General features: G+C 63.8%; 18 protein-coding genes, 2 tRNA genes and 3 pseudogenes. 3 read left to right on the forward strand and 20 right to left on the reverse strand.

Annotated features, from left to right (window positions below; genetic code table 11):
• The first annotated feature begins 6 nt into the window (after positions 1 to 6).
• Complete coding sequence (locus tag JKG68_RS13125; RefSeq protein WP_202060084.1) at positions 7 to 1,176, forward strand: M20 aminoacylase family protein; 1,170 nt, start codon at positions 7 to 9, stop codon at positions 1,174 to 1,176.
• A gap of 1 nt (position 1,177) precedes the next feature.
• On the opposite strand, the gene JKG68_RS13130 is transcribed toward JKG68_RS13125, so the two are convergent.
• The 6 genes and pseudogenes from JKG68_RS13130 to JKG68_RS13155 form a co-directional block, all read right to left on the reverse strand.
• Positions 1,178 to 3,619: a helicase-related protein gene (locus tag JKG68_RS13130; protein ID WP_202060086.1), complete on the reverse strand. Its 2,442-nt coding sequence runs from the start codon at positions 3,617 to 3,619 to the stop codon at positions 1,178 to 1,180.
• 360 nt (positions 3,620 to 3,979) lie between these two features.
• A complete protein-coding gene (locus JKG68_RS13135; protein ID WP_312890793.1) occupies positions 3,980 to 4,921 on the reverse strand; it encodes a calcium-binding protein in 942 nt (313 codons plus the stop codon).
• A gap of 21 nt (positions 4,922 to 4,942) precedes the next feature.
• Positions 4,943 to 5,023: pseudogene (locus JKG68_RS34250) on the reverse strand (hypothetical protein); the annotation flags it as partial.
• 57 nt (positions 5,024 to 5,080) lie between these two features.
• The gene (locus JKG68_RS13140; protein WP_312890794.1) at positions 5,081 to 5,575 is read right to left on the reverse strand and encodes a calcium-binding protein; all 495 of its coding nucleotides are present in this window, start codon (positions 5,573 to 5,575) and stop codon (positions 5,081 to 5,083) included.
• Between the two features lie 18 nt (positions 5,576 to 5,593).
• Positions 5,594 to 6,781, reverse strand: a complete 1,188-nt coding sequence (locus JKG68_RS13150) for a hypothetical protein (protein WP_202060092.1) — start codon at positions 6,779 to 6,781, stop codon at positions 5,594 to 5,596.
• 266 nt (positions 6,782 to 7,047) lie between these two features.
• Positions 7,048 to 9,111: a prolyl oligopeptidase family serine peptidase gene (locus tag JKG68_RS13155; protein ID WP_202060094.1), complete on the reverse strand. Its 2,064-nt coding sequence runs from the start codon at positions 9,109 to 9,111 to the stop codon at positions 7,048 to 7,050.
• A 150-nt stretch (positions 9,112 to 9,261) separates the two neighbouring features.
• Between JKG68_RS13155 and JKG68_RS13160 the strand changes: the two genes are divergently transcribed.
• Positions 9,262 to 9,636: a hypothetical protein gene (locus JKG68_RS13160; RefSeq protein WP_202060096.1), complete on the forward strand. Its 375-nt coding sequence runs from the start codon at positions 9,262 to 9,264 to the stop codon at positions 9,634 to 9,636.
• 33 nt (positions 9,637 to 9,669) lie between these two features.
• On the opposite strand, the gene JKG68_RS13165 is transcribed toward JKG68_RS13160, so the two are convergent.
• From JKG68_RS13165 to JKG68_RS13210, 11 genes and pseudogenes are all read right to left on the reverse strand, one after another.
• The gene (locus JKG68_RS13165; RefSeq protein ID WP_202060098.1) at positions 9,670 to 9,813 is read right to left on the reverse strand and encodes a hypothetical protein; all 144 of its coding nucleotides are present in this window, start codon (positions 9,811 to 9,813) and stop codon (positions 9,670 to 9,672) included.
• A 201-nt stretch (positions 9,814 to 10,014) separates the two neighbouring features.
• Positions 10,015 to 10,161 (reverse strand): annotated as a pseudogene (locus tag JKG68_RS33420) (hypothetical protein); the annotation flags it as partial.
• 16 nt (positions 10,162 to 10,177) lie between these two features.
• Positions 10,178 to 10,474, reverse strand: a pseudogene (locus tag JKG68_RS33425) (efflux RND transporter permease subunit); the annotation flags it as partial.
• 275 nt (positions 10,475 to 10,749) lie between these two features.
• On the reverse strand, positions 10,750 to 11,523 hold the full coding sequence (locus JKG68_RS13175) for a DUF2243 domain-containing protein (protein ID WP_202060103.1): 774 nt from the start codon (positions 11,521 to 11,523) through the stop codon (positions 10,750 to 10,752).
• A gap of 150 nt (positions 11,524 to 11,673) precedes the next feature.
• A tRNA-Arg gene (locus JKG68_RS13180) sits at positions 11,674 to 11,750 on the reverse strand.
• 21 nt (positions 11,751 to 11,771) lie between these two features.
• The gene (locus tag JKG68_RS13185) at positions 11,772 to 12,077 is read right to left on the reverse strand and encodes an ETC complex I subunit (RefSeq protein ID WP_202060105.1); all 306 of its coding nucleotides are present in this window, start codon (positions 12,075 to 12,077) and stop codon (positions 11,772 to 11,774) included.
• A gap of 37 nt (positions 12,078 to 12,114) precedes the next feature.
• A tRNA-Pro gene (locus JKG68_RS13190) sits at positions 12,115 to 12,191 on the reverse strand.
• A 216-nt stretch (positions 12,192 to 12,407) separates the two neighbouring features.
• On the reverse strand, positions 12,408 to 12,737 hold the full coding sequence (locus JKG68_RS13195; protein ID WP_202060107.1) for a hypothetical protein: 330 nt from the start codon (positions 12,735 to 12,737) through the stop codon (positions 12,408 to 12,410).
• Between the two features lie 104 nt (positions 12,738 to 12,841).
• Positions 12,842 to 13,309: a DUF192 domain-containing protein gene (locus tag JKG68_RS13200; RefSeq protein WP_202060109.1), complete on the reverse strand. Its 468-nt coding sequence runs from the start codon at positions 13,307 to 13,309 to the stop codon at positions 12,842 to 12,844.
• A complete protein-coding gene (locus tag JKG68_RS13205) occupies positions 13,309 to 13,929 on the reverse strand; it encodes a cold-shock protein (RefSeq protein ID WP_210346315.1) in 621 nt (206 codons plus the stop codon). The genes JKG68_RS13200 and JKG68_RS13205 overlap by 1 nt, the downstream gene beginning before the upstream one ends.
• A 130-nt stretch (positions 13,930 to 14,059) precedes the next feature.
• Positions 14,060 to 14,770 carry an SIR2 family NAD-dependent protein deacylase gene (locus tag JKG68_RS13210; protein WP_202060270.1) on the reverse strand — a complete coding sequence of 237 codons (711 nt, stop codon included), beginning with the start codon at positions 14,768 to 14,770 and terminating at the stop codon, positions 14,060 to 14,062.
• 102 nt (positions 14,771 to 14,872) lie between these two features.
• Here JKG68_RS13210 and JKG68_RS13215 point away from each other — a divergent pair, with 102 nt between their 5' ends.
• Complete coding sequence (locus tag JKG68_RS13215; protein WP_202060111.1) at positions 14,873 to 15,847, forward strand: acetyltransferase domain-containing protein; 975 nt, start codon at positions 14,873 to 14,875, stop codon at positions 15,845 to 15,847.
• Positions 15,848 to 15,905: 58 nt separating this feature from the next.
• Here JKG68_RS13215 and speB read toward each other — a convergent pair whose 3' ends face one another.
• The 3 genes from speB to JKG68_RS13230 all read right to left on the reverse strand — a co-directional run bounded on the left by speB (position 15,906) and on the right by JKG68_RS13230 (position 18,777).
• Positions 15,906 to 16,943: an agmatinase gene (gene speB / locus JKG68_RS13220; protein WP_246515394.1), complete on the reverse strand. Its 1,038-nt coding sequence runs from the start codon at positions 16,941 to 16,943 to the stop codon at positions 15,906 to 15,908.
• Between the two features lie 19 nt (positions 16,944 to 16,962).
• Complete coding sequence (gene rocD, locus JKG68_RS13225; RefSeq protein ID WP_202060113.1) at positions 16,963 to 18,162, reverse strand: ornithine--oxo-acid transaminase; 1,200 nt, start codon at positions 18,160 to 18,162, stop codon at positions 16,963 to 16,965.
• A 99-nt stretch (positions 18,163 to 18,261) separates the two neighbouring features.
• The gene (locus JKG68_RS13230; protein WP_202060115.1) at positions 18,262 to 18,777 is read right to left on the reverse strand and encodes an Lrp/AsnC family transcriptional regulator; all 516 of its coding nucleotides are present in this window, start codon (positions 18,775 to 18,777) and stop codon (positions 18,262 to 18,264) included.
• Positions 18,778 to 19,064: the final 287 nt, after the last annotated feature.

Below are 19,064 nucleotides of genomic sequence, written 5' to 3' on the forward strand. Positions count from 1 at the left end.
AGAACGATGCCCCTTCAGGACCTCATCCAGGCGGACCTATCATTCCTGCGCAGCCTCCGCCAGGATCTCCATGCGCATCCGGAGCTGGGCTTCGAGGAAGAGCGGACGAGCGGGATCGTCGCCTCTCTGCTGGAGGAGGCAGGACTTCGGGTGCATCGGGGGTTGGGCAGGACCGGCGTCGTCGGCACCCTGCAGGTGGGCAACGGTACGCGTACCATCGGCCTTCGTGCCGACATGGACGCCCTTGCCATGCCGGAGCAGGCCGAGCGCCCCTACAAGTCGACAATACCTGGAAAGATGCATGCCTGCGGCCATGACGGGCACACGACCCTGCTGCTTGGAGCGGCTCGCCATCTGGCGCGCACCCGCAACTTCTCAGGGACGGTGCACTTCATCTTCCAGCCGGCGGAGGAAGGCCGCGGCGGCGCGAAGAAGATGGTGGAGGACGGGCTCTTCGCGCTCTATCCCTGCGACGCGGTCTACGGGCTGCACAACATGCCGGGACTGGCGGTCGACGAGATGGCCGTCACCGCAGGTCCGCAGCTTGCCTCGTCCGATACCTGGTACGTGACCTTCAAGGGCGTGGGCACCCACGGGGCGAAGCCTCATCTGGGCAAGGATCCGATCACCGCAAGCGGTTATTTCCTATCCGCCCTGCAAACCATCGTCGGACGCGTGGTCAATCCGCTGCAGCCTGCGGTGGTGAGCGCCTGCTCTGTTCAGGCAGGCGACCCGCAAGCCCTCAACGTCATTCCGGATCAGGTCGAGATCGGCGGCACGGCCCGTGCCTATTCCGCAGAAGTTCGCGATCAGCTCGAGATCGAGATCGGGCGGCTGGCGCGCGGCGTCGCCGCCATGTTCGGCATCGAAGCGGCTTACGAGTTCCGCCGTCGCATCCCGCCGGTGATCAACCATGCGGATGCGACGGCGCGCGCCTTCAAGGCCGCGCAGGCCGTGTGCGGCCCCAAGGTCGTGACCGATTTCGAGCCATCGACCGCAGGCGACGATTTTGCCTTCTTCGGCGAAAAAGCCCCCGGAGCCTATGTGTGGCTCGGGAACGGTCCGGCCGTCGATGGAGCGCTCCACCACAACACAGCCTATGACTTCAACGACGAGGCGATCCCGACAGGTGTCGCCTTCTGGGTCGCGCTGGTGGAGCAGGAACTCGCCGCCTAGGCTACTGCCCCCGGACGCGACGCTGCTCCACCTCGACCGGATCGGCATCGGCCCAACTGCGCCGGTTCTTTCGCTGCCGCTGGGGCTTCTTGCCCCTGTCGCGACGCGATTTCTCGTCTGGCTTGCGCCGGTGCGAAACCGAGGTCGCAACCAGCTTCTCCTCGATCTTCGCGTTGAGGGTTGCCCGCAGGTCCACCACGGCTTCCACATCCTCGAACACGTCCGGGTAGCGCTGCGCCAGCCAAAGCCAGCTCGTGGCGATTTTGACCCGGGCTTCCAGCTTCAAAAGGTCCGTGTTCACGCCGAAATCCGGCGCCTGAACCCGCCCAAACCGGGCATGTTGCCGGGCCCAGTCGAGCAGAAGCTCGACCGCCAGCTTCTCACGCCCGTCAACGGGCGCCATCGAATAGGACAAGCGGTCGAGGATCGGCATGTCCACCGTATCGAGGAGCGTCGCCAGTTCGATCATCTCCTCCATGTCGGCCATCCGCAGATCCGGGTGACCGGCCACGAGGGTGTCGTTCAGGTGCCGCAGAACTCTGCCGAGCCGGTCGGTCTGCAGGACGTCGCTTGCAGCCAGCACCGTCTCCTGGTTCGGCCGGACATAGGCCTTGCCCCGCAGCTTGCCGGCATCGCCCTTCAGGGCATTCCCGATAATGGTCTCAACCTGCGCGTAGGCTCCCACCTCCGGCAGCGCCGTCACGAGACCTTCGTCGTGGTGCCCGAAGCGCCCTGCCCGGCCGGCAATCTGCTTGATCTCCATGGTCGTGAGCTGCCGCTCGCGCACGCCGTCGAACTTGCGCAGGGTCGAGAACACCACACGCCGCAAGGGGCCGATGTTCAGCCCCATGCCGATGGCGTCGGTCGCAACGAGGATTTCGGCATCGCCGTTGCGGAAGCGCGCGGCCTCGGCCCTGCGCACCTCAGGCCCGAGGGCGCCGTAAACGGTTGCGACCGTGCGCCCGGCCTGCACCAGCTGTGCGCGAAGATCGTGCACATTCCTACGGGTGAAGGCCACCACCGCATCGCCGCGGGACAGCTTCTTGAGATTGGCCGGGACGCCCTCGACACGAAGCTTGCCCTTGCGCTTGAGGATCTTCACCTCCAGGGGCTCGCCGGTCATCGCGAGCAGATGCTCCACGAGCGGGATCGCCTCCGGCGCGCCGGTCAGAACCACGAGGCGGGCGGGAGCGCCGATCATGGCCTGGGTCCAAGCCCAGCCCCGGTTGGGGTCTCCCAGCATCTGAACCTCGTCGATCACGCAAACATCGACGACGCGGTGGAGGTCCAGCGTCTCGATGGTGCGGGCGATATGCGTCGCTTCGTCAGGCAGAACACGCTCTTCACCCGTCACCATGCCGGCGGCAAAGCCCTCCTCGCTCATGCGCTCGTAATGCTCCAGGGCGAGGAGCCGCAGGGGTGACAGGATTTCGGCAGTCTCGGCCTCGCCGGCGAGCTTCAGGGCCTCATAGGTCTTGCCCGAATTGGTAGGACCCGCCAGGAACAGGAACCTGCGGTTCAGCGAACGAGCCACCGGAAAGATCGCCGCATAGCGCTCATATCCGGAGGCCTCGCGGATCTGAGCCTCGCGCAGGTGCCGGAGCCGTCTGGCGGCGGCCTTCGAGCGGAGATCGTCGAGCTTCTGGCGCAGCTTGCGCCCGGCACCGGCCGGCCCACCCTTGTCGGAGGCATGGATTCGGTCGAGCTTGTCGAGGGCGGATCGGATGCCGCTCAGGATGGCTTGGCGTTCTTCGGTGTCCTCGTAGGCGGCAAGATAGGTTTCAAGCTCGTCGCGCCAGCTTGCCAGCTCCCCCTCGCAGGCTGCGAACGTGGCGTCCCGCAGCTCGATGATCCTGGCTTCGAGAACATCGGACGCAGCAGCCATCTCGGCCCGCTCGACCCGTGCCGGCGACAGCACGGCAGCCGCGACTTCCAGGGGCTCGGCAAAGGCGAACTCGACCATAATGTCGATGGGATCGCGGTCGGGCAGGATCTGCATGGGCAGACCGAACACCGCACGGTAGCCGGCAAAGACGCGCTCCGGCTTCCAGCGGCCGCTCTCGATCTTGCGGATATCCTCAGCCACGTAAATGCTCGTGTTCTTGCGAACGGGCGCGAGGATGCTCTGACGCCGCCGATGGGCTGCGTCGTCCATCGGCTGGACGGTCGGGTGATCGGGATCCCTCAAGCTGGAGCCGGAGCGGCTCTCGCCTTCACCATTCGCAGCCCGCATCCGCCAGGCGGCAACCTCGGCCGCGAGCTGCGCAACCACGTCGGGATCGAACATGGGCGCCTCGAAGGTGCGCCCACGCTTCTGGAATGTCCGACGTTCGGCAACAGGGATCAGACCCGCCTCGATCCAGCGCTCGCACTCGGCCGTACTGGCAAGCAGGATTCCAGGCAGGTGATTGATGCTGACAAGGTTCTTCGATCGCTTGGACATTCACAATTCCGATTGGCGGAGCACACTTTCGCTGCTCCGGCCTCGTTTGAACGCATCTGCCACTGCCTTATCAGGCTTGCCGGAGTAAACTCCGGAAGGGCAAAGTTGTTTTCGGGGGCGCTGCCGGGCGGTGGCGCCCGGATCTTCAGGAAGGTTCCTGACCGTGCATCAGCCCAAGGCTCAATGCATTGAAGTGTCGGTATTTCCTGCAGTTTTATATGTTGACGGCAGAGCAGAATATCAAGGCATCCGCGCCCGCTGACGGATTTCATTCACATCAGTTTTTATCACATTCAAAGAAAAACCCGCCCGGATCGGTCCGGGCGGGCATACTGGAGAAGCCCCAGACTTCGATCATCTTCAGATCACGAAGAAGTCGTGGTAGTAGAGCTTTGCCTTGTTGGTCAGCGTGGCGATCTTCACCTGGGCTTTGGAGCCGGTGCCGTCCTGGTCGTAGTACAAAGCTCCCGTCTTCTTGTCGTACACGATCCGGTCTTCCCGGTCCTGCGCCTTGTTGCCCTCCACAAACATGTCGGCCTTGAACTTCTTGGGCTTGGAGGCGGTGCCGGCGCCCAGCTTGGTGAAGACCTGGTTGTCCAGCCAGACGCTGTCGTCCTTTGACTTGAAGTCGTAGAGCTTGTCCACGTTGGTGCGCTTGTTCGCCCCTGTGTCGAGCACGAACACGTCCTTGCCGGCCTCGCCGTAGAGCCGGTCATTGCCGTCCCCGCCATACACCTTGTCGTTGCCGGTGCCGCCATGGACCCGGTCATGGCCCAAGGAGGCTTTCAGCACGTCGTCGCCGCCTTGCCCCTGGAGCAGGTTGGTGCCCGCATGGCCGGTGATCTCGTTGGCGGTGTCCGAGCCGGTCAGGGTGTAGCTCGCCCGGCTCGACACCCCCAAGAGCTGCAGCACCTCCACCTCGGCAGAGGCCGAAAGCACGAAAGACGAGGATGCCAGCACCGTGTCCAGGCCGCCCCCTGCACTCTCGCTCACCAGATCCGAGGCATTGTCGACCAGGAAAGTGTCGTCACCCAGACCGCCCAAGAGACTGTCCGCCCCTGCACCGCCATCCAGTGTATCGGCGCCGGCCTCACCGAGGAGCTGATCCTCGCCGGCACCGCCGTTGAGGCGATCCCCGCCGAACCCGCCTTGCAGCACGTTGCGGGCAGCGTTTCCAGTCAGGGCATCGTTGAAAGCGGAGCCGGTGAGATTCTCGATTTCGACATAGATGTCGCCGGCGGCGGCTCCGCTGTTCGTGCCTGGTGTCTCTAGACTTGCCGTTACGCCACTCACGGCCATCATGTACGAAGCCGTGTCGATCCCCGCTGCGCCGTTGAGCGTATCGGCCCCTTCTCCACCGTCCAGCACGTTCGCGGCTGAATTTCCTTTCAGGGTATTGGCTTGGCCGTTACCGGTGAGGGCGACGGCAGCCGATCCGGTTGCGACAAGCGCCTCGACATGCTACCCGAGAGTGAAGCTGACGCTGCTCAGCACCGTATCGAAGCCGCCGTTCTCGATTTCCGTCACCCGGTCGCCTGCATTGTCGACAGTATAGATGTCGTTGCCGGTAAAGCCGAGCATCGCGTCTGCGCCAAGGGTGCCATCGATCATATCGGCGGCCATGCCGCCAAAGATCATGTTATCCAGCGAGTTGCCCGTCAGACGCCCGGTAGCTTGCCCATGGAAGTGGAGTTCTTCCACATTCGCATAGTCGGCCAGGCTGAAGCTGCCGCCGGCCAACAGACTGCCGCCCAGCACAATCCTGTCCCGGCCTCCATCAGCGGTTTCGATGACGTTGTCCAGAAGAGTATCGATCACGTAGGAGTCGTCGCCAGCGCCACCCCGCATCTCGTCGGCGCCGAGACCACCATCGAGATGGTCGTTGCCGCCCAGCCCGCTGAGAACGTCGGCGAAATCCGTACCGGTGAGTGTGTTGTCCTCCTCGTCGCCGTTGATCGTCTGGCCGCCTCCGCCCTACCCCGTCGGATCGAGAATCTGGGCGCGGATGTTGACGGGGTCGTTCCAATCAGTGCCAGGTTGGTCCTCCCAGCCCACGACGATCCGTCCATCCTTCAGGGTTGTGAGGGTGGGATACCATTGCGTGCCGACGGTTCCGGTATTCGCTACGGCTTCGCTGCCGCTTGCGGCTCCGGTGCTGTCGAACATGACCACATGGATGTCCGAGTCACCGCTGGACGTATCTGCATAGGCTACCGCGAAGCCCCCATCAGACAGGGCGGAAACTACGGGATAGCCCACGTCGCCGGCATCTGTGACGTCGACCTCGATTTCGATATCGCTGCTGAGGGTTGAGTTGTCGACGGTGAAGATCCGGGCCTTGATGCTGTAGGGAAAGCTGGCGCCCTGTGCATTCCAGTGTGTCCAGACCACCACGAAGCGGTTCCCGGACAGCGCCGTTACTGTCGGGTCGATCTGCGTGCCGGCTGTGACGTCCGGGATCGTGAACTCGGCGGAGGTGGCACCCGCTGCCGTAACGATCCGCCCGCGCACTTCGTTGTCGGAGCGCCCGGTGCCGTCATGATCCTGGTTCACGTAGACAGCGACCACGCTGCCGTCACTCAGGGAGGCGATGCTCGGCGTGCTGGTGAGCGCGGAGGCCGGATTGTTGACGGTGAGGTCCCTGACGGTGGGATCGGCATGACCGTCCGCATCGTAGAAGGTCATCTCGATCCGGGGGAGATGGCCGTACTGCTCCGCATAGGCAACGGCAAAGCCGCCGTTGCTCAGAGACGTGACCGACGGGGAGGTCGCGTTGCTCCAGGGCCATTCGACCTTGGGGTAGAACTCGCCGGCATCGGCGGTGCCGTCCTCGTCGAAAGTACGGGCGCGGACTCGGCTAAACTGCTCCCCTTCAACGCCACTGGAGTTCCAGGTGACCACGAACCGGCCGTCGGACAGAACGGCAACCGCAGGCATGGTGTGGTAACCGGTCGCCGTCGTGTTGATGATGAACTCGCCGTCGACCTTTGCGCCCTCAGCATCGAAGATCTGTCCACGGATATCGCTGCCGGAATCCGTGGAGGATGCATACACGGCGACAAACCCGCCATTGTTGAGCGCGTGGAATTCAGGCCGCGTCTGCATGTTGTCGGGCGGATTACTGACGAGGATCTCGGGTCCCCAGGGCTGAGGCGTAGGCATGATCAATCCGTTCCGCGGCAGCTGCAGCCGCAGTTTCGATGGGACAGGAATCGTATGTGAGCCCGTTCTAACGGGTCATGCCCGACCGGAAGCCTCTTCGAACGGGGAGTGCGACAGGAAGCCCATGCCAAAGGTCTCCTGCCAATCGTCTCCGCCTCACCCGGAGCCGGATTGTGCCGGATCAACTGTTTGCCGGATCGCGTCAAACGCCGCGGGGGCGATCCTTACCTGCCCCTCAAGGCGTGTCGGCGTTATAAGACAGCGCTTCAGACGCTCTGCTTGCCGCCAAGCATCCTCCTGAGAAACGCAAAGCCCAAGGCGGACAGGAAAGCCGCCTGCTCCTTGTTGGCCGCCCCGTGCCCGCCGTCGTCGGGCTCGTAGAAGAACACCGGCTGCTTCATGGCTTCGAGCTTTGCCGCCATCTTGCGGGCGTGACCGGGATGAACGCGGTCGTCGCGCCGGGAGGTGACGAGCAGCATCGGAGGATAGGCCTTCCCCTCTTCCAGGTTCTGATAGGCCGAGAGGCCCGCCATGTAGGCCCAATCGTCCGGCTTTTCCGGATCGCCGTATTCGGCCACCCAGCTCGGGCCGGCCAGGAGCCTCGTATAGCGTCGCATGTCGAGGAGCGGCACGGTGCACCAGATGGCCCCGAAGCGCTCCGGAAAGCGGGTCAGCATGTTGCCGACGAGCAGGCCTCCGTTCGAGCCACCGTAGGCTGCAAGCTGCCCCGGCGTTGTGACGCTGCGCTCCGCGAGATCGCGCGCAATCGCGGCGAAATCGTCATGAGACAGGCGCTTGCCTTCGCGCATGCCCGCCTTGTGCCAGGCCGCTCCGAACTCGCCGCCGCCGCGAATATTGGCGACCACCCAGACATTCCCGCGCTCAAGCCAGGTTTTGCCGACGCCGCCCATATATCCGGGTGTCATCGAGACCGAGAAGCCGCCATAGCCGTAGAGCACGGTCGGGCGTGGACCATCCTGGTTCTTGGGCCCGATCTGGTAATAGGGGATGCGCTCGCCATCCACCGATACGGCCTCGTGCCGCGTGACCTCCAGGGCGGAGGCATCGAAGGCGGAAGGGGTTTCCTTGAGCACCTCGATCCGGTTGTCTTCCGTGACCAAAGCAAGCTTCGTCGGCTCTATATAGCTCGAGATCGAGAGGAGAAGCTCGTCCGTGCGTTCGAGCTGGCCTACATCGAGGGACATGGCGTGGACGGAAGCGGTGTCCGGCAACCCCTCCAGCCGCTCCAGGCTCCAGGAGGCCTCAGCCGTGGCAGACGGTCCAGGCGTGGCAAGCCAGATCTGGCTTGCGAGATTGTCGAGCACGGTGAGCACGAGCCTGGATTTCGCCCACCAGAACCCGGAGAGCACGCGCCTGGCCCCGGGCTCGAACAGCATCTCGAAATCCCGGTCGCCGTCGAGAAAGCGGGAAAAGCCAATCGCCAGGAGCGCGTCGGCCGGATAGGTGCGCCCGGGCAGAGCCCAATCGCTCTTGAGCTTCACCACGAGCCAGTCCTTCTCGACGTCGAACCGGGCGTCGAGAGGAAGATCGATCAGCCGGGGCGGGCCGTCACCTTGCGCGAGGTAGCTGATTCCTTCCTCGAAGGTGATCTGGCGGCGGTAGAAGGTGCGCTCGAAGCCCGGCTCCAGGTCGACGGAGGCGGAGATGTAGATGTCGCTGGGTTCGCCTTCGAAAAGCAACGGCCCCTGCCCGAAATCCGTGCCGCGGCGCCAGAGGCGCACCGTGCGGGGATAGCCGGAGGCGGTGGCGGCATTCTCGCCCAGGGTGGTCGAGACCAGCAGCCGGTCCCGGTCGAGCCATGCAGCCCCGCCCTTGGCCTCAGGCAAGGCAAAGCCGCCCTCGACGAAGCGCTTCTCGACAAGGTCGAACTCCCGGGTCACGACCGCATCCGCGCCGCCTCGGGATAGGCTCACCAGACCATAGCGCTGCTCCGGCTGGAGCGTGCCGCAGCCCTTCCAGACCCAATCCTCCCCCTGGGCGCGGGCAAGCTCGTCGATGTCGAGCACCGTCTCCCAGGACGGATCCGGCTTGCGGTATTCATCCATGGTGGTGCGCCGCCACAGGCCGCGCACATGGGCGGCATCCTGCCAGAAATTGTAGAGCAGCCCGCGCCGGCGTGTGATGAAGGGAATGTTGTCGGGACGCGTCGAGATCTCGTAGAGCGCCTTCTTGTCGGCATCGAAAGCGGCATCGCAGAGAGCTGATTGCGTGATCTCGTTGTGGGAGCGCACCCAGGTCAAAGCCTCCTCGCCCTCCACTTCCTCCAGCCAGAGATAGGGATCGTGGCGCTCCTGCATCCGTTCGGTCATGGCTGATGGGGTCCGTTCAGGTTCTCGAGATGGGGCGGAAGGAGTTCCGTGGCAGGGATTATTGGGCGGCTGACGCCCCCGGCAACACTTTGCCCCGAACCGAACGGATCACCGTCCGTTGATGATGAAACCAATCTGAAAGGGGCAGCGATGGATCCGTTCGTTTCCGCTCTCGAAGAACTCTCGGAGGCGCTGCTGGCCGGTGAGGACCCGGAGCAGGCCTTGCCGGATATTGCCCAAGAGCATGACCTTCCCGCCCCCGCCCTGCGCAATCGGGCGCTGCGGGCCTTCGGACCGCTGGACACCTACAAGCAGCGGCAGGCGGACCAGAAGAAGGAGCGCGAGCAGGCGGCCCGGCGCCGCGATCCAGTTCTGGCCGGTGCGTCCTTCCTGGCAGCTATCGCAAGCCTCAGCCCCAAACTCTCGGCCGAGGAGCGGCAGAACGAGGTCAAGCGCCTCGCCGCCGAGTACGACGTGGACCCTGCCGCACACCGCGACGCCATCGAGCGGCTTCGCAAGCGCTGACGAACTGGGCGCCGGGTGCGTCATGCTTTCAGTCTAAAGGTCTTTCGCCGATGCGGCCTCGGGCATGACGGGAGCCCCTGCCTTGTCCACGCGCTTGCGCTCCCGCGTCACCAGCCGGCAGAACAGCGGCACGAACAGGATCGCCAGGAAGGTGGCGGCCAGCATGCCGCCGATCATGCCTGTTCCGACCGAATGGCGGCTGGAACCCCTGCGATACGGTGCCGGCCGATTGCAGTTCCTGATACGCGGACCCGGTCCAGCCGACCGAGTAGTCGGAGGACAGGGTTTGCGCCACCACCTGCTCCATGGCGGCAATCGCCTGCCCGACGAGAAGCCGGGGGCCGGGCTGCCCTGAATTTTCGCCGCCGGGAACACATTAAACCGGTCGACCACGTCCGCTCCCACCGTGCGTGTGGTGGTGAGAAGTACGCTGAGCGGCACCATGGTGCAGTTGCTGGAGCGGACGAACACGTGCTGCAGGCCCTCGGGCGACTGCCGGAACTCCGCCTCCGAGGGGAGGCTCACCCGATGGGCACGGTCGGGGCCCCGTTGAGGTGGCAACCGTGGAATAGTTCTGGGAGCCGAACCCGGTGGACGTCGATTGCATGTAGAGCATGCCTTCGACCCCGTTGACCTGCTGCTCCAGGGGAGCCGCGACGGTCTCGACAGTAGTCTGGGCGCTCGCTCCCGGATAGGTGGCCGAAACCACCACCTGCGGCGGCACGATCTCAGGATATTGCGCGACCGGCAGGATCCTCATGGCGATGAGGCCGACGAGCACGATGGTGATGGAAAGGACGGAAGCGAAGATCGGACGGTCGATGAAGAACTTCGAGATCATGGCCGCGCTCCGGGTGCCTGCGCGGCTGGAGACGCCGTGGCCTGCGCCGCCGGAGGCTCCATCGGCACGGGCCTCACCGGCTGGCCCGGCCGGCGACGAGGAGGATGCGCTTGACCACTTTGCTCTTCGGAACATTCAGAACGCGCTGTACCATCGGGAGCTAAAGTCTTGACCGTTTGATCAAGGCAGGCAGCAGGTCTCGGGCCTCAAGCATGAACAACCCGGCCATGACTGAGTTCCGTGAAGGCGCACAAGGACCGAGCAGGAACGGATCAGACCCGAAGATAATTGAGACACCCGGCCGGCAAGCCGGCGCCGGTCACGAGGATTGCGCCCTGCCCGAACAGCTTCAGTCCTGACCGCCCCTCCGCCATCCGGATCACCACCAGCTCTCCGCTCGGGTCCGTCCAGACCAGCCGCGCATCGACCGACGCGATGGCTCCGAAGATGCGGGCCGGACTGGTTCCCGGGGCAAACAGCACCGTGGTGAACTCACTGCCTTGCGGCGGCCAAAGAGCCAGGGCCCCTGCCCCGGTGACCAGCAGGGCAGCGATCGACCGAGCAGCCCCCGACGAGCGGAGCCCCGACGACCCGCCGTCCCGGGGCCCCCTCATCACGAGGCCGACGATGAGGGGCGCGACCCCGAACAGGCCGAGCCACAGAAGGTCCCAAAAGAGAGGATTGCCCCTGTCCATGCGGACGCGATGGATGCCCAGCAGCCAATGGGAGAGGACTGCATCGACGGCATGCCAGGCGCCGAAGCCGATCAGGATGAAGGCCAGCAGCAGGCGGCCTGACGCTTGGCCGGAAGCACTTCTCGACGCCCACAGCAGCCACAGTCCAATGGCCGCAACACCATACATCAGGGCATGGAAGTAACCGTCCGCGGCAACCTGGAAGCGGATGTCGTCGGTGTTGATCGTGCTCAGAAGGTGATGCCACTGAAGGATCTGGTGAAGCAGGATGCCGTCGAAAAAGCCCCCGAGCGCAAAGCCCAGAAGATAGCCCGACCATTGATAACGGCGATCAGCTCCGAGGTGTGCCACTGCTCATCCTTGACCGGGAAGCCACTTCCCTACGAGGCGTCAACTGTCGGGCGGGGCAGTGGTTTCGACGAGCCGCCAAGCATCTGCCGAGGATGCAGGGTGTATGCCCTAGAAGTGACGGGCTCGCATCATCTGCGGCAACGAACGCGATGGCGACCACGGCAGGGCTCGAACCTGCGACATCTCGCTTAGAAGGCGAGTGCTCTATCCAGCTGAGCTACGTGGCCATCCGGTCGCAGGCCTGGACTTCAGTGGGTCCAGGGGCCGACACGGTTGAATTTGAAGTTGTCGGAGTAGGAAATCGTCCGCCGCTTGATCTCGTGCGGCTCCTCGACCCGGTAGGCGATGCCTTCGCGCTCGGCGTAGGCCATAGCCTCCTCCTTCGTGTCGAACCACAGGCGGAGCTGTTGGCGGGTGTCGCCGGAGCTCGTCCAGCCCATGAGAGATTCGATCTCGCGCGGCTTGTCCTGCTCGAACACGAGGAGCCATTGCTTGGTCCGGGCCATTCCGGACTGAGTGGCGGATTTGGCAGGCTTGTAGATCCGTGCAGGCATTGGTTTTGGACTTTCTCCAAGACTCGTCCGGTGAAGATGGTCGGGGCGGCAGGATTTGAACCCGCGACCCTCTGCTCCCAAAGCAGATGCGCTACCAGACTGCGCTACACCCCGAATTCCTCAACAGCTTGGTTTCTCTATCGATTTGAGAACCCCTGTGCAAGCCCTCCAGTTCCGATTGCAGAACATAAGCAGGAGGCGGCACGAACGGTCTGCTGGGCACTCTGACAACTCCCATGATGCTGACCGATTCCTCTCTTCCACCATGATCTTTGACGGAAACGGGGATACCAGAGGCCCGATGAGCTCAGGCGGACCTGTCGATCCTCATCAAAGATTGTCGACGGTGCACTGCTGGCTGCTGGAGGTCACATTGTCCGTGATCACCCAGTGGACGATCTTCTCGCTCTCGTCGAGCTCAAGAACCATTTCGAAGATTGAAGTCTCCGTATAGACGGCGAAGAAACCGAAGCTCCGGGCGCCCCATGAAGGGGTGCTGAGGCGAAAGATGTCGTGCGTCAGCACCCTGCAATGCGTCAGCACCGTGCGAAGCCTCTCGACAGGGTATTTAGCTTGCAGGGAAGGAGCCAGAAGCCCATGGAGAGCCAAGGCATCTTCAGCGTTGTAGATCCGGAGGAGCTCCTGGGAAATATTGCTCATGGAATGCCGGCGGACCTCCGCCACCGAAGAGGTCGCCAGGATCGTGCCCAGGACAAAGGCGGCTGCGCATCTCAATTTCTTAGGCATTCGAGACAAAGCCCCGATCAGCGCTTGAAAACCGGGTGTTCGACCCGGTCCCCTGCCTTGATCCCGAGCCGGGCTGCCGTGCCGGCATTCAGCTCCAGAACGGCCAGAACGGGTTCGCCCGAGGGAATCGTGCGCGTGGAGAGCGGCTCCGTGTTGGCGGCTATGCGGGCGATGGTGCCATCGGGGCGGATGAACAGCATGTCGAGTGACAGATAAGTGTTCTGCATCCACATGGAGACGGGCTCGACCCGGCCGAAGTCGAACAGCATGCCTTGGTCGGCCGGCATGGAACGGCGGTACATCAACCCCTGCGCCCGGTCGGCATCGTTGCGGGCAACCTCCACCCGGAAGGTTTGTTTCTGCCCGCCCTGGGACGTAATGGAAAGGGTCTCAAGGGCCTGGGCATAGACCGCGCCTGCGATCAGCACGAAGAACGCAAGAGCCGGAAGAACCGGCCGCAACCGCTGCAGCACGGGAAGGCTCATCAGTGGGAGTGCGGCAGGGCCATTTCGGCCAGGCGGACCTCGGCGGCCATAAGCCCCTTCGAGCCGTCGCCGAAGCGCACGAACACCCGCTCACCCGGCTTCAGCTCGGCGATGCCATAGCGGCGCAGGGTTTCCATATGGACGAAGATGTCCGGCTTGCCCTCGCCCTGGGTGAGGAAGCCGAAGCCGCGAAGCCGGTTGAACCACTTCACGATGGCAGGCTCCAGGCCGCTGGTGGGCACCACCTGAACATGGGTGCGGGGCAGCGGAAGCTCGGAGGGGTGGAGAGCGGTCGACTCGTCGAGTGAGACGATGCGGAAGGCCTGGAGGCCGCGGGGGCGCTGAACCGCCTCGACCACGATGCGGGCTCCCTCGTTGGCGGCCTGGTAGCCGTCCCTGCGCAGGCAGGTCACATGCAGCAGAACGTCGGGCATCCCGTTGTCGGGCACGATGAAGCCGAAGCCCTTGGCCACGTCGAACCACTTGATGCGGCCGCTGACCTGAACAAGTTCGAGAGCGCTTTCCTCCGGGGAAGACTGGGCAACCTCGCGGTGGCCCTGATCGAAAGAGGAATTTTCCCCTCGGAGAGTGAAAGAATTGGAGCCGTAATCGCTAGTCATGAAATAACCCAAACTCGAATCATGAACCCGATTCTTAAAAAGAGGATAACATCGTCCTGAATCAGGGGAAGCCACAAACGCGCCTCGCAGGGCGATGAAATTTTCGGCAACCTGCATGTTCTTGAAACCACTAAAAAAATACTGAGAATACCGATCCGATTTCCGCATGAATCACCAGATCCGCGGCCTCATCGAGGGGTGTAGGCTCGCGGTTGACGATCACCAGTTGCGCACCGTTTTCCTTGGCGAAGGCCGGAAAAGCCGCAGCGGGATAGACCACCAAGGACGATCCGGCGACCAGGAACAGGTCGCAGGATGCGGCAAGCTTCTGCGCCCGCCGCATCGGTCCTTCGGGCATGGCCTGCCCGAAAGAAATGGTGGCCGATTTGAGGATCCCGCCGCAGGCAACGCATTCGGGCGGATCGCCGCTGGCCTCGAAATGACGCCTCACCCAATCGAGTTCATGACGGCGGCCGCAGGCCAGGCAATGGGCATAGGTGCCGTTGCCGTGCAGCTCGATCACCTGCTCCTCGGCAAGACCGGACTCCTGATGGAGGCCGTCGATGTTCTGAGTTATCACCGCCGGCATGCAGCCCGAGGCAACAAGGGCCGCAAAGCCCAGATGCCCCCGGCTCGGGCGCGCACCACTATAAATGTCGTCCATCACGAACTTGCGCCGCCATGCCTCCCGCCGGGCCTCCGCGCTCTGACGGAAAAGATCGAATGGGATCGGCTTGTTGCTCATCCAAGGGCTGCCCGGAGATCTGAAGTCCGGAATGCCGCTCTCAGTCGAAATTCCCGCCCCCGTGAATCCGGCGATGATCCGGGCGTCTTGAATCATTTCCTGAAGTGTGGCGATTGACGCGGCAAGGCTCTCGGTCATCTCACTCAGATAAGGCCCGCAGACCGGGATGGAATCCCCCAACGGATGAGACACACAGACGTGAACGCCCCTCCCCTGGCCCGAACCGCCGCATCCCAGCGCTGGGACGCCATCGATGTCGCCCGCGGGATCGCGATTGCGGCGATGATCGTCTACCATTTCAGCTGGGATCTGAGCTTCCTGCGGCTGATCGAAACCAACATCCTTCAGATTCCGGCTTGGCGCTGGTTCGCACGGGGCATCGCGGGCTCGTTCCTGATGCTGGCAGGCTTCGGCCTTACCCTTGCCCATCTTCAGGGCTTTCGGCGCCTGCCTTTTCTCAAGCGTCTGATGAAGGTGGGCGGCGCGGCCCTGGCCGTGACCCTGGTGACGTATTTCGCATTTCCCCAGAGCTACATCTTCTTCGGCATTCTTCACTGCATTGCCGCGGCAAGCGTCCTCGCCTTGCCGTTCTTGAGATTGCCCCCTGCCCTCATCTTGGGCTTTGCCCTGTTCTGCCTTGCGGCGCCTTGGCTCTTTACGAGCCCTGCCCTCGACGAGCCCTGGCTCGATTGGCTGGGCCTCGGCTCCTCCGATCCCGTGACGAACGATTACGTGCCGATCTTTCCCTGGTTCGGGCTCGTCCTGATCGGCGCTGCGGCAGGCCAGATGCTGCTGGCGCGAGGGGAGACGATGGCGCTTGCGCGCTGGCGTGCCGGCAACCCGCTCGCGAGGATCCTGGTGTGGGCCGGACGCAAGAGCCTGCCGATCTATCTCACCCACCAGATCGCTCTTCTCACGGTGCTCTACGGGGTGTTGCAGATCGTCGGTCCCAACCGCGTAGCCGAGGCGCAGCCCTTCATGGACCAATGCCAGGCGATCTGCCTCCAGAACAGCGGGCCTCAGACCTGCCGCACCCTGTGCTCGTGCACGGTCGAGAGCCTGCGCGAGAGCGATCTCTGGCAGAAGGTTCTCAGCAACACGACGAGCCCCGAGGATCAGACGCGCATATCCCGGGCCGCGCAGCAATGCCTGCGCAAAAGCCCGCCGCCATGAGAGCGTTGAAACGTCGCCGTCGCGCCCGGCACAGATCCGGGCACGAGGGCAGGCTATCTCAAACCACGTTCAGCCGGGTTTCCTTCGCGGTGCGCTCCGCCCTCGCCTCCGCCAGGAGGCACAGGAGCTCGAAAGCGATGGATGCGCCCACCAAGGCCGTGCCGCCGGTTTGATCGAGCGGAGGCGAGACCTCGACCACGTCGGCGCCGACCAGATTCAGGTGCCGGAAGCCGCGCACGAGCTGGAGAGCCTCGCGGCTCGTGAAGCCGCCGATCTCCGGCGTTCCCGTGCCCGGTGCAAAGGCCGGGTCGATGGAGTCGATGTCGAAGGTGAAATAGGTCGGCTCCGTTCCGACAACCCGGCGGGCCTCGGCGATGGCATAAGGTATGCCCTTTTCCGCCACTTCTTCCATGTCGATGATGCGGATGCCCTGGTCGAGAGCCCATTGACGCTCGTCGGCGGAATACATGGTGCCGCGGATGCCGATCTGCACCACCCTCTCCGGGTCCAAGACACCGTCCTCGATCGCACGGCGGAAGGGGGTGCCGTGGGTGAGCTTCTGGCCGCCGAAATAGGTATCGCCCGTATCGCTGTGGGCATCCACATGGATCATGCCGAGCGGTCCCTTGGACCCGAGGGCCCGCAGGATCGGGTACGAGATGATGTGGTCGCCGCCGATGGACAGAGGCGTGACGCCGCCTTGGTGGAGATAGGCCACCTCTGCCTCGATCCGGCGGATCGTGTCCTGCACATCGATGGGATTGACCGGAACGTCGCCCACATCCGCGCAGGCGCAGAGATCGTAAGGCGCCACCAGCGTTCCGTAATTGACGAGGCGCATGAGCGAGGAGGCCTCGCGAACTTGGCGCGGGCCGAGGCGGGCGCCCGGACGGTTGGTGGTCGCTCCATCGAACGGAATGCCCAGAAGCGCGATGTCGATTTCGCCGGGTGCCTGGGTCGGTGCAAGGTAGGGCAGCCTCATGAAGGTCGAGATGCCGGCAAAGCGCGGCACAACCATGCCGGACAGCGGCTGAAAAGCCTCCAGGCGCTGCTCGCGGGTGGCGGGCTCGGCATTCTTCTTCAGGTTCTGTGCCATCAATATTCGTCCTTATGCATCAATGAATGGCGCGGGCGAAAACCCGCTCAATCCGTTCCATCCCCCAGTCGATCTCATCGCGGGTGATGGTGAGAGGCGGTGCAAAGCGCAGCACCGTTCCATGGGTGTCCTTCGAGAGAACGCCGTTTTCGAGCAGCGCATCGCACACGGCCCGGGCGGAAACGACATTGGCGTCGACCTCCACGCCGACCCACAGGCCACGGCCGCGCACATCCTTCACGATATTGCTGCGCATGGCGCGCAGGCGATCCTGGAGATAATCCCCCATCTCGGCGCTCCGCTCGACGAGGCGCTCCTCCTCGATAACGGCAAGGGCCTCCAATCCGATCCGTGCAGCCAAGGCATTGCCGCCGAAGGTGGACCCGTGAGAGCCCGGATTGAACACCTCCATCACCTCCCGTGTGCCGACGAAGGCGGACACGGGGTAAACGCCGCCGCCCAGGGCCTTGCCGAGGATCAGGCCGTCCGGCTTGATGCCCTCGTGCTGATGGGCGAACCAGCGCCCCGTCCGTCCGAGGCCGGACTGAACCTCGTCGAGGATGAGGAGGACGTCGTGCCGGTCGCAGATGGCGCGAAGCTCCCTCAGATAGCCTTCAGGCGGCACCACGATGCCGGCCTCGCCTTGGATCGGCTCGATGAGAACAGCGCAGGTGCTGGCGGTGATCGCCTGTTCCACTGCGGCGGCATCCCCGAAGGGAACGAGCCTGAAACCGCCCGTGAACGGGCCGAAGTCCTCTCGATAGGATTCGTCGGACGAGAACCCGACTATAGCGGTGGTGCGGCCATGGAAATTGTTGTCGGCGACGATGATCTCGGCCTGGTCCCTGGCGATCTTCTTCCTCCGGTAGCCCCAGCGTCGGGCGGCCTTGATGGCCGTCTCGACGGCCTCCGCGCCCGTGTTCATCGGCAGCGCCATATCGAGCCCGGTGACTTGGACGAGGCGCTCTAGAAAGGGACCGAGCAGCTCCGTGTGATAGGCGCGGCTGGTGACGGCGAGCCGGGACGCCTGCTCCATCATCGCGTTCAGGATGCGCGGGTGAGCGTGACCGAGGCTGACCGCCGAATAGGCGCTCATCATGTCCAGGTAGCGCCGCCCCTGGACGTCGGTTGCCCAAACCCCTTTCGCCTCTTTCAGAACCACCGGCAGGGGGTCGTAGTTGGCGGCCGTGACGGATTTTTCGAGCGTGATGAAGTCCATGGGTTCCTCCATGGACAAGCTTAAGGGATCACCGCTCCGGTTGAGGCTGAAATTCCCTGCGGAGACAGCAGATTCTGTCGTTTCACTCGCGCGAATGCCTCAAGACCGGTTGTCGGCCACGGGATAGCCGTCGAAGTCCTTGAGGGTTTTGAGGACGAAGGTCGTATGAATGCGCCCGATTCCGAAGCCCGGATCGGCCAGAAACGCCTCGGTCAGAGCCTCGTAGGCCGCAAGCGTCGGGGCAACGATCCGGGCCGTATAATCATACTCGCCGTTTACGACCTGCAATTCGACCACAGCCGGATTGGCTGTCAGGGCCCGCTCGAGCCGTTGTCGGGTTCCGGTCGAAGGGTCGCGCATGCTGATTCCGGCAAGCGCGATGATGTCGTGTCCGAGAGCGGAAGGCTCAACCAGCGCGGTGTAGCCCCGGATCACGCCCTTCTGCTCGAGCCGCCTGACCCTCTCGAGGCAGGGCCGCGCGGAAAGGCCCACGCGCTCGGACAGGGCCTGATAGGTGATGCGCCCATTCTGACGGAGGGCTTCAAGGATCAGAAGGTCGATCCGGTCGAGAGCGGTTTTGGCGCTGCGGCTCGGCAGCTTGGCGGGCGGCTTCATGGTTCTGCTCGGGCAGGACCTGCTTCAGAAGCGGTCCGGTGGAAGGTCGCAGGTCTGTATCGCAGGAACCGGGAAAGTTGCAATTGCACCCATCGATAAAGGCCGGGACGCTCAATCACCGGAGACCCATTGAGAGCTTCCACAACTCACAACCGAACGCACAGGCCGGTTGAAAGTAGTCCGTTTATACGCCACCTAGAACCGGCCGGTTAGTGGAAGGCCTGAAGGGAAACCGGTTGTTCCTCCTGTCAGGATCACAAGGGAGTCAGGGTCAGTGGGAGCTGCTG

The sequence above is a fragment of the Microvirga aerilata genome (assembly GCF_016743775.1).
Lineage (GTDB): Bacteria > Pseudomonadota > Alphaproteobacteria > Rhizobiales > Beijerinckiaceae > Microvirga > Microvirga aerilata.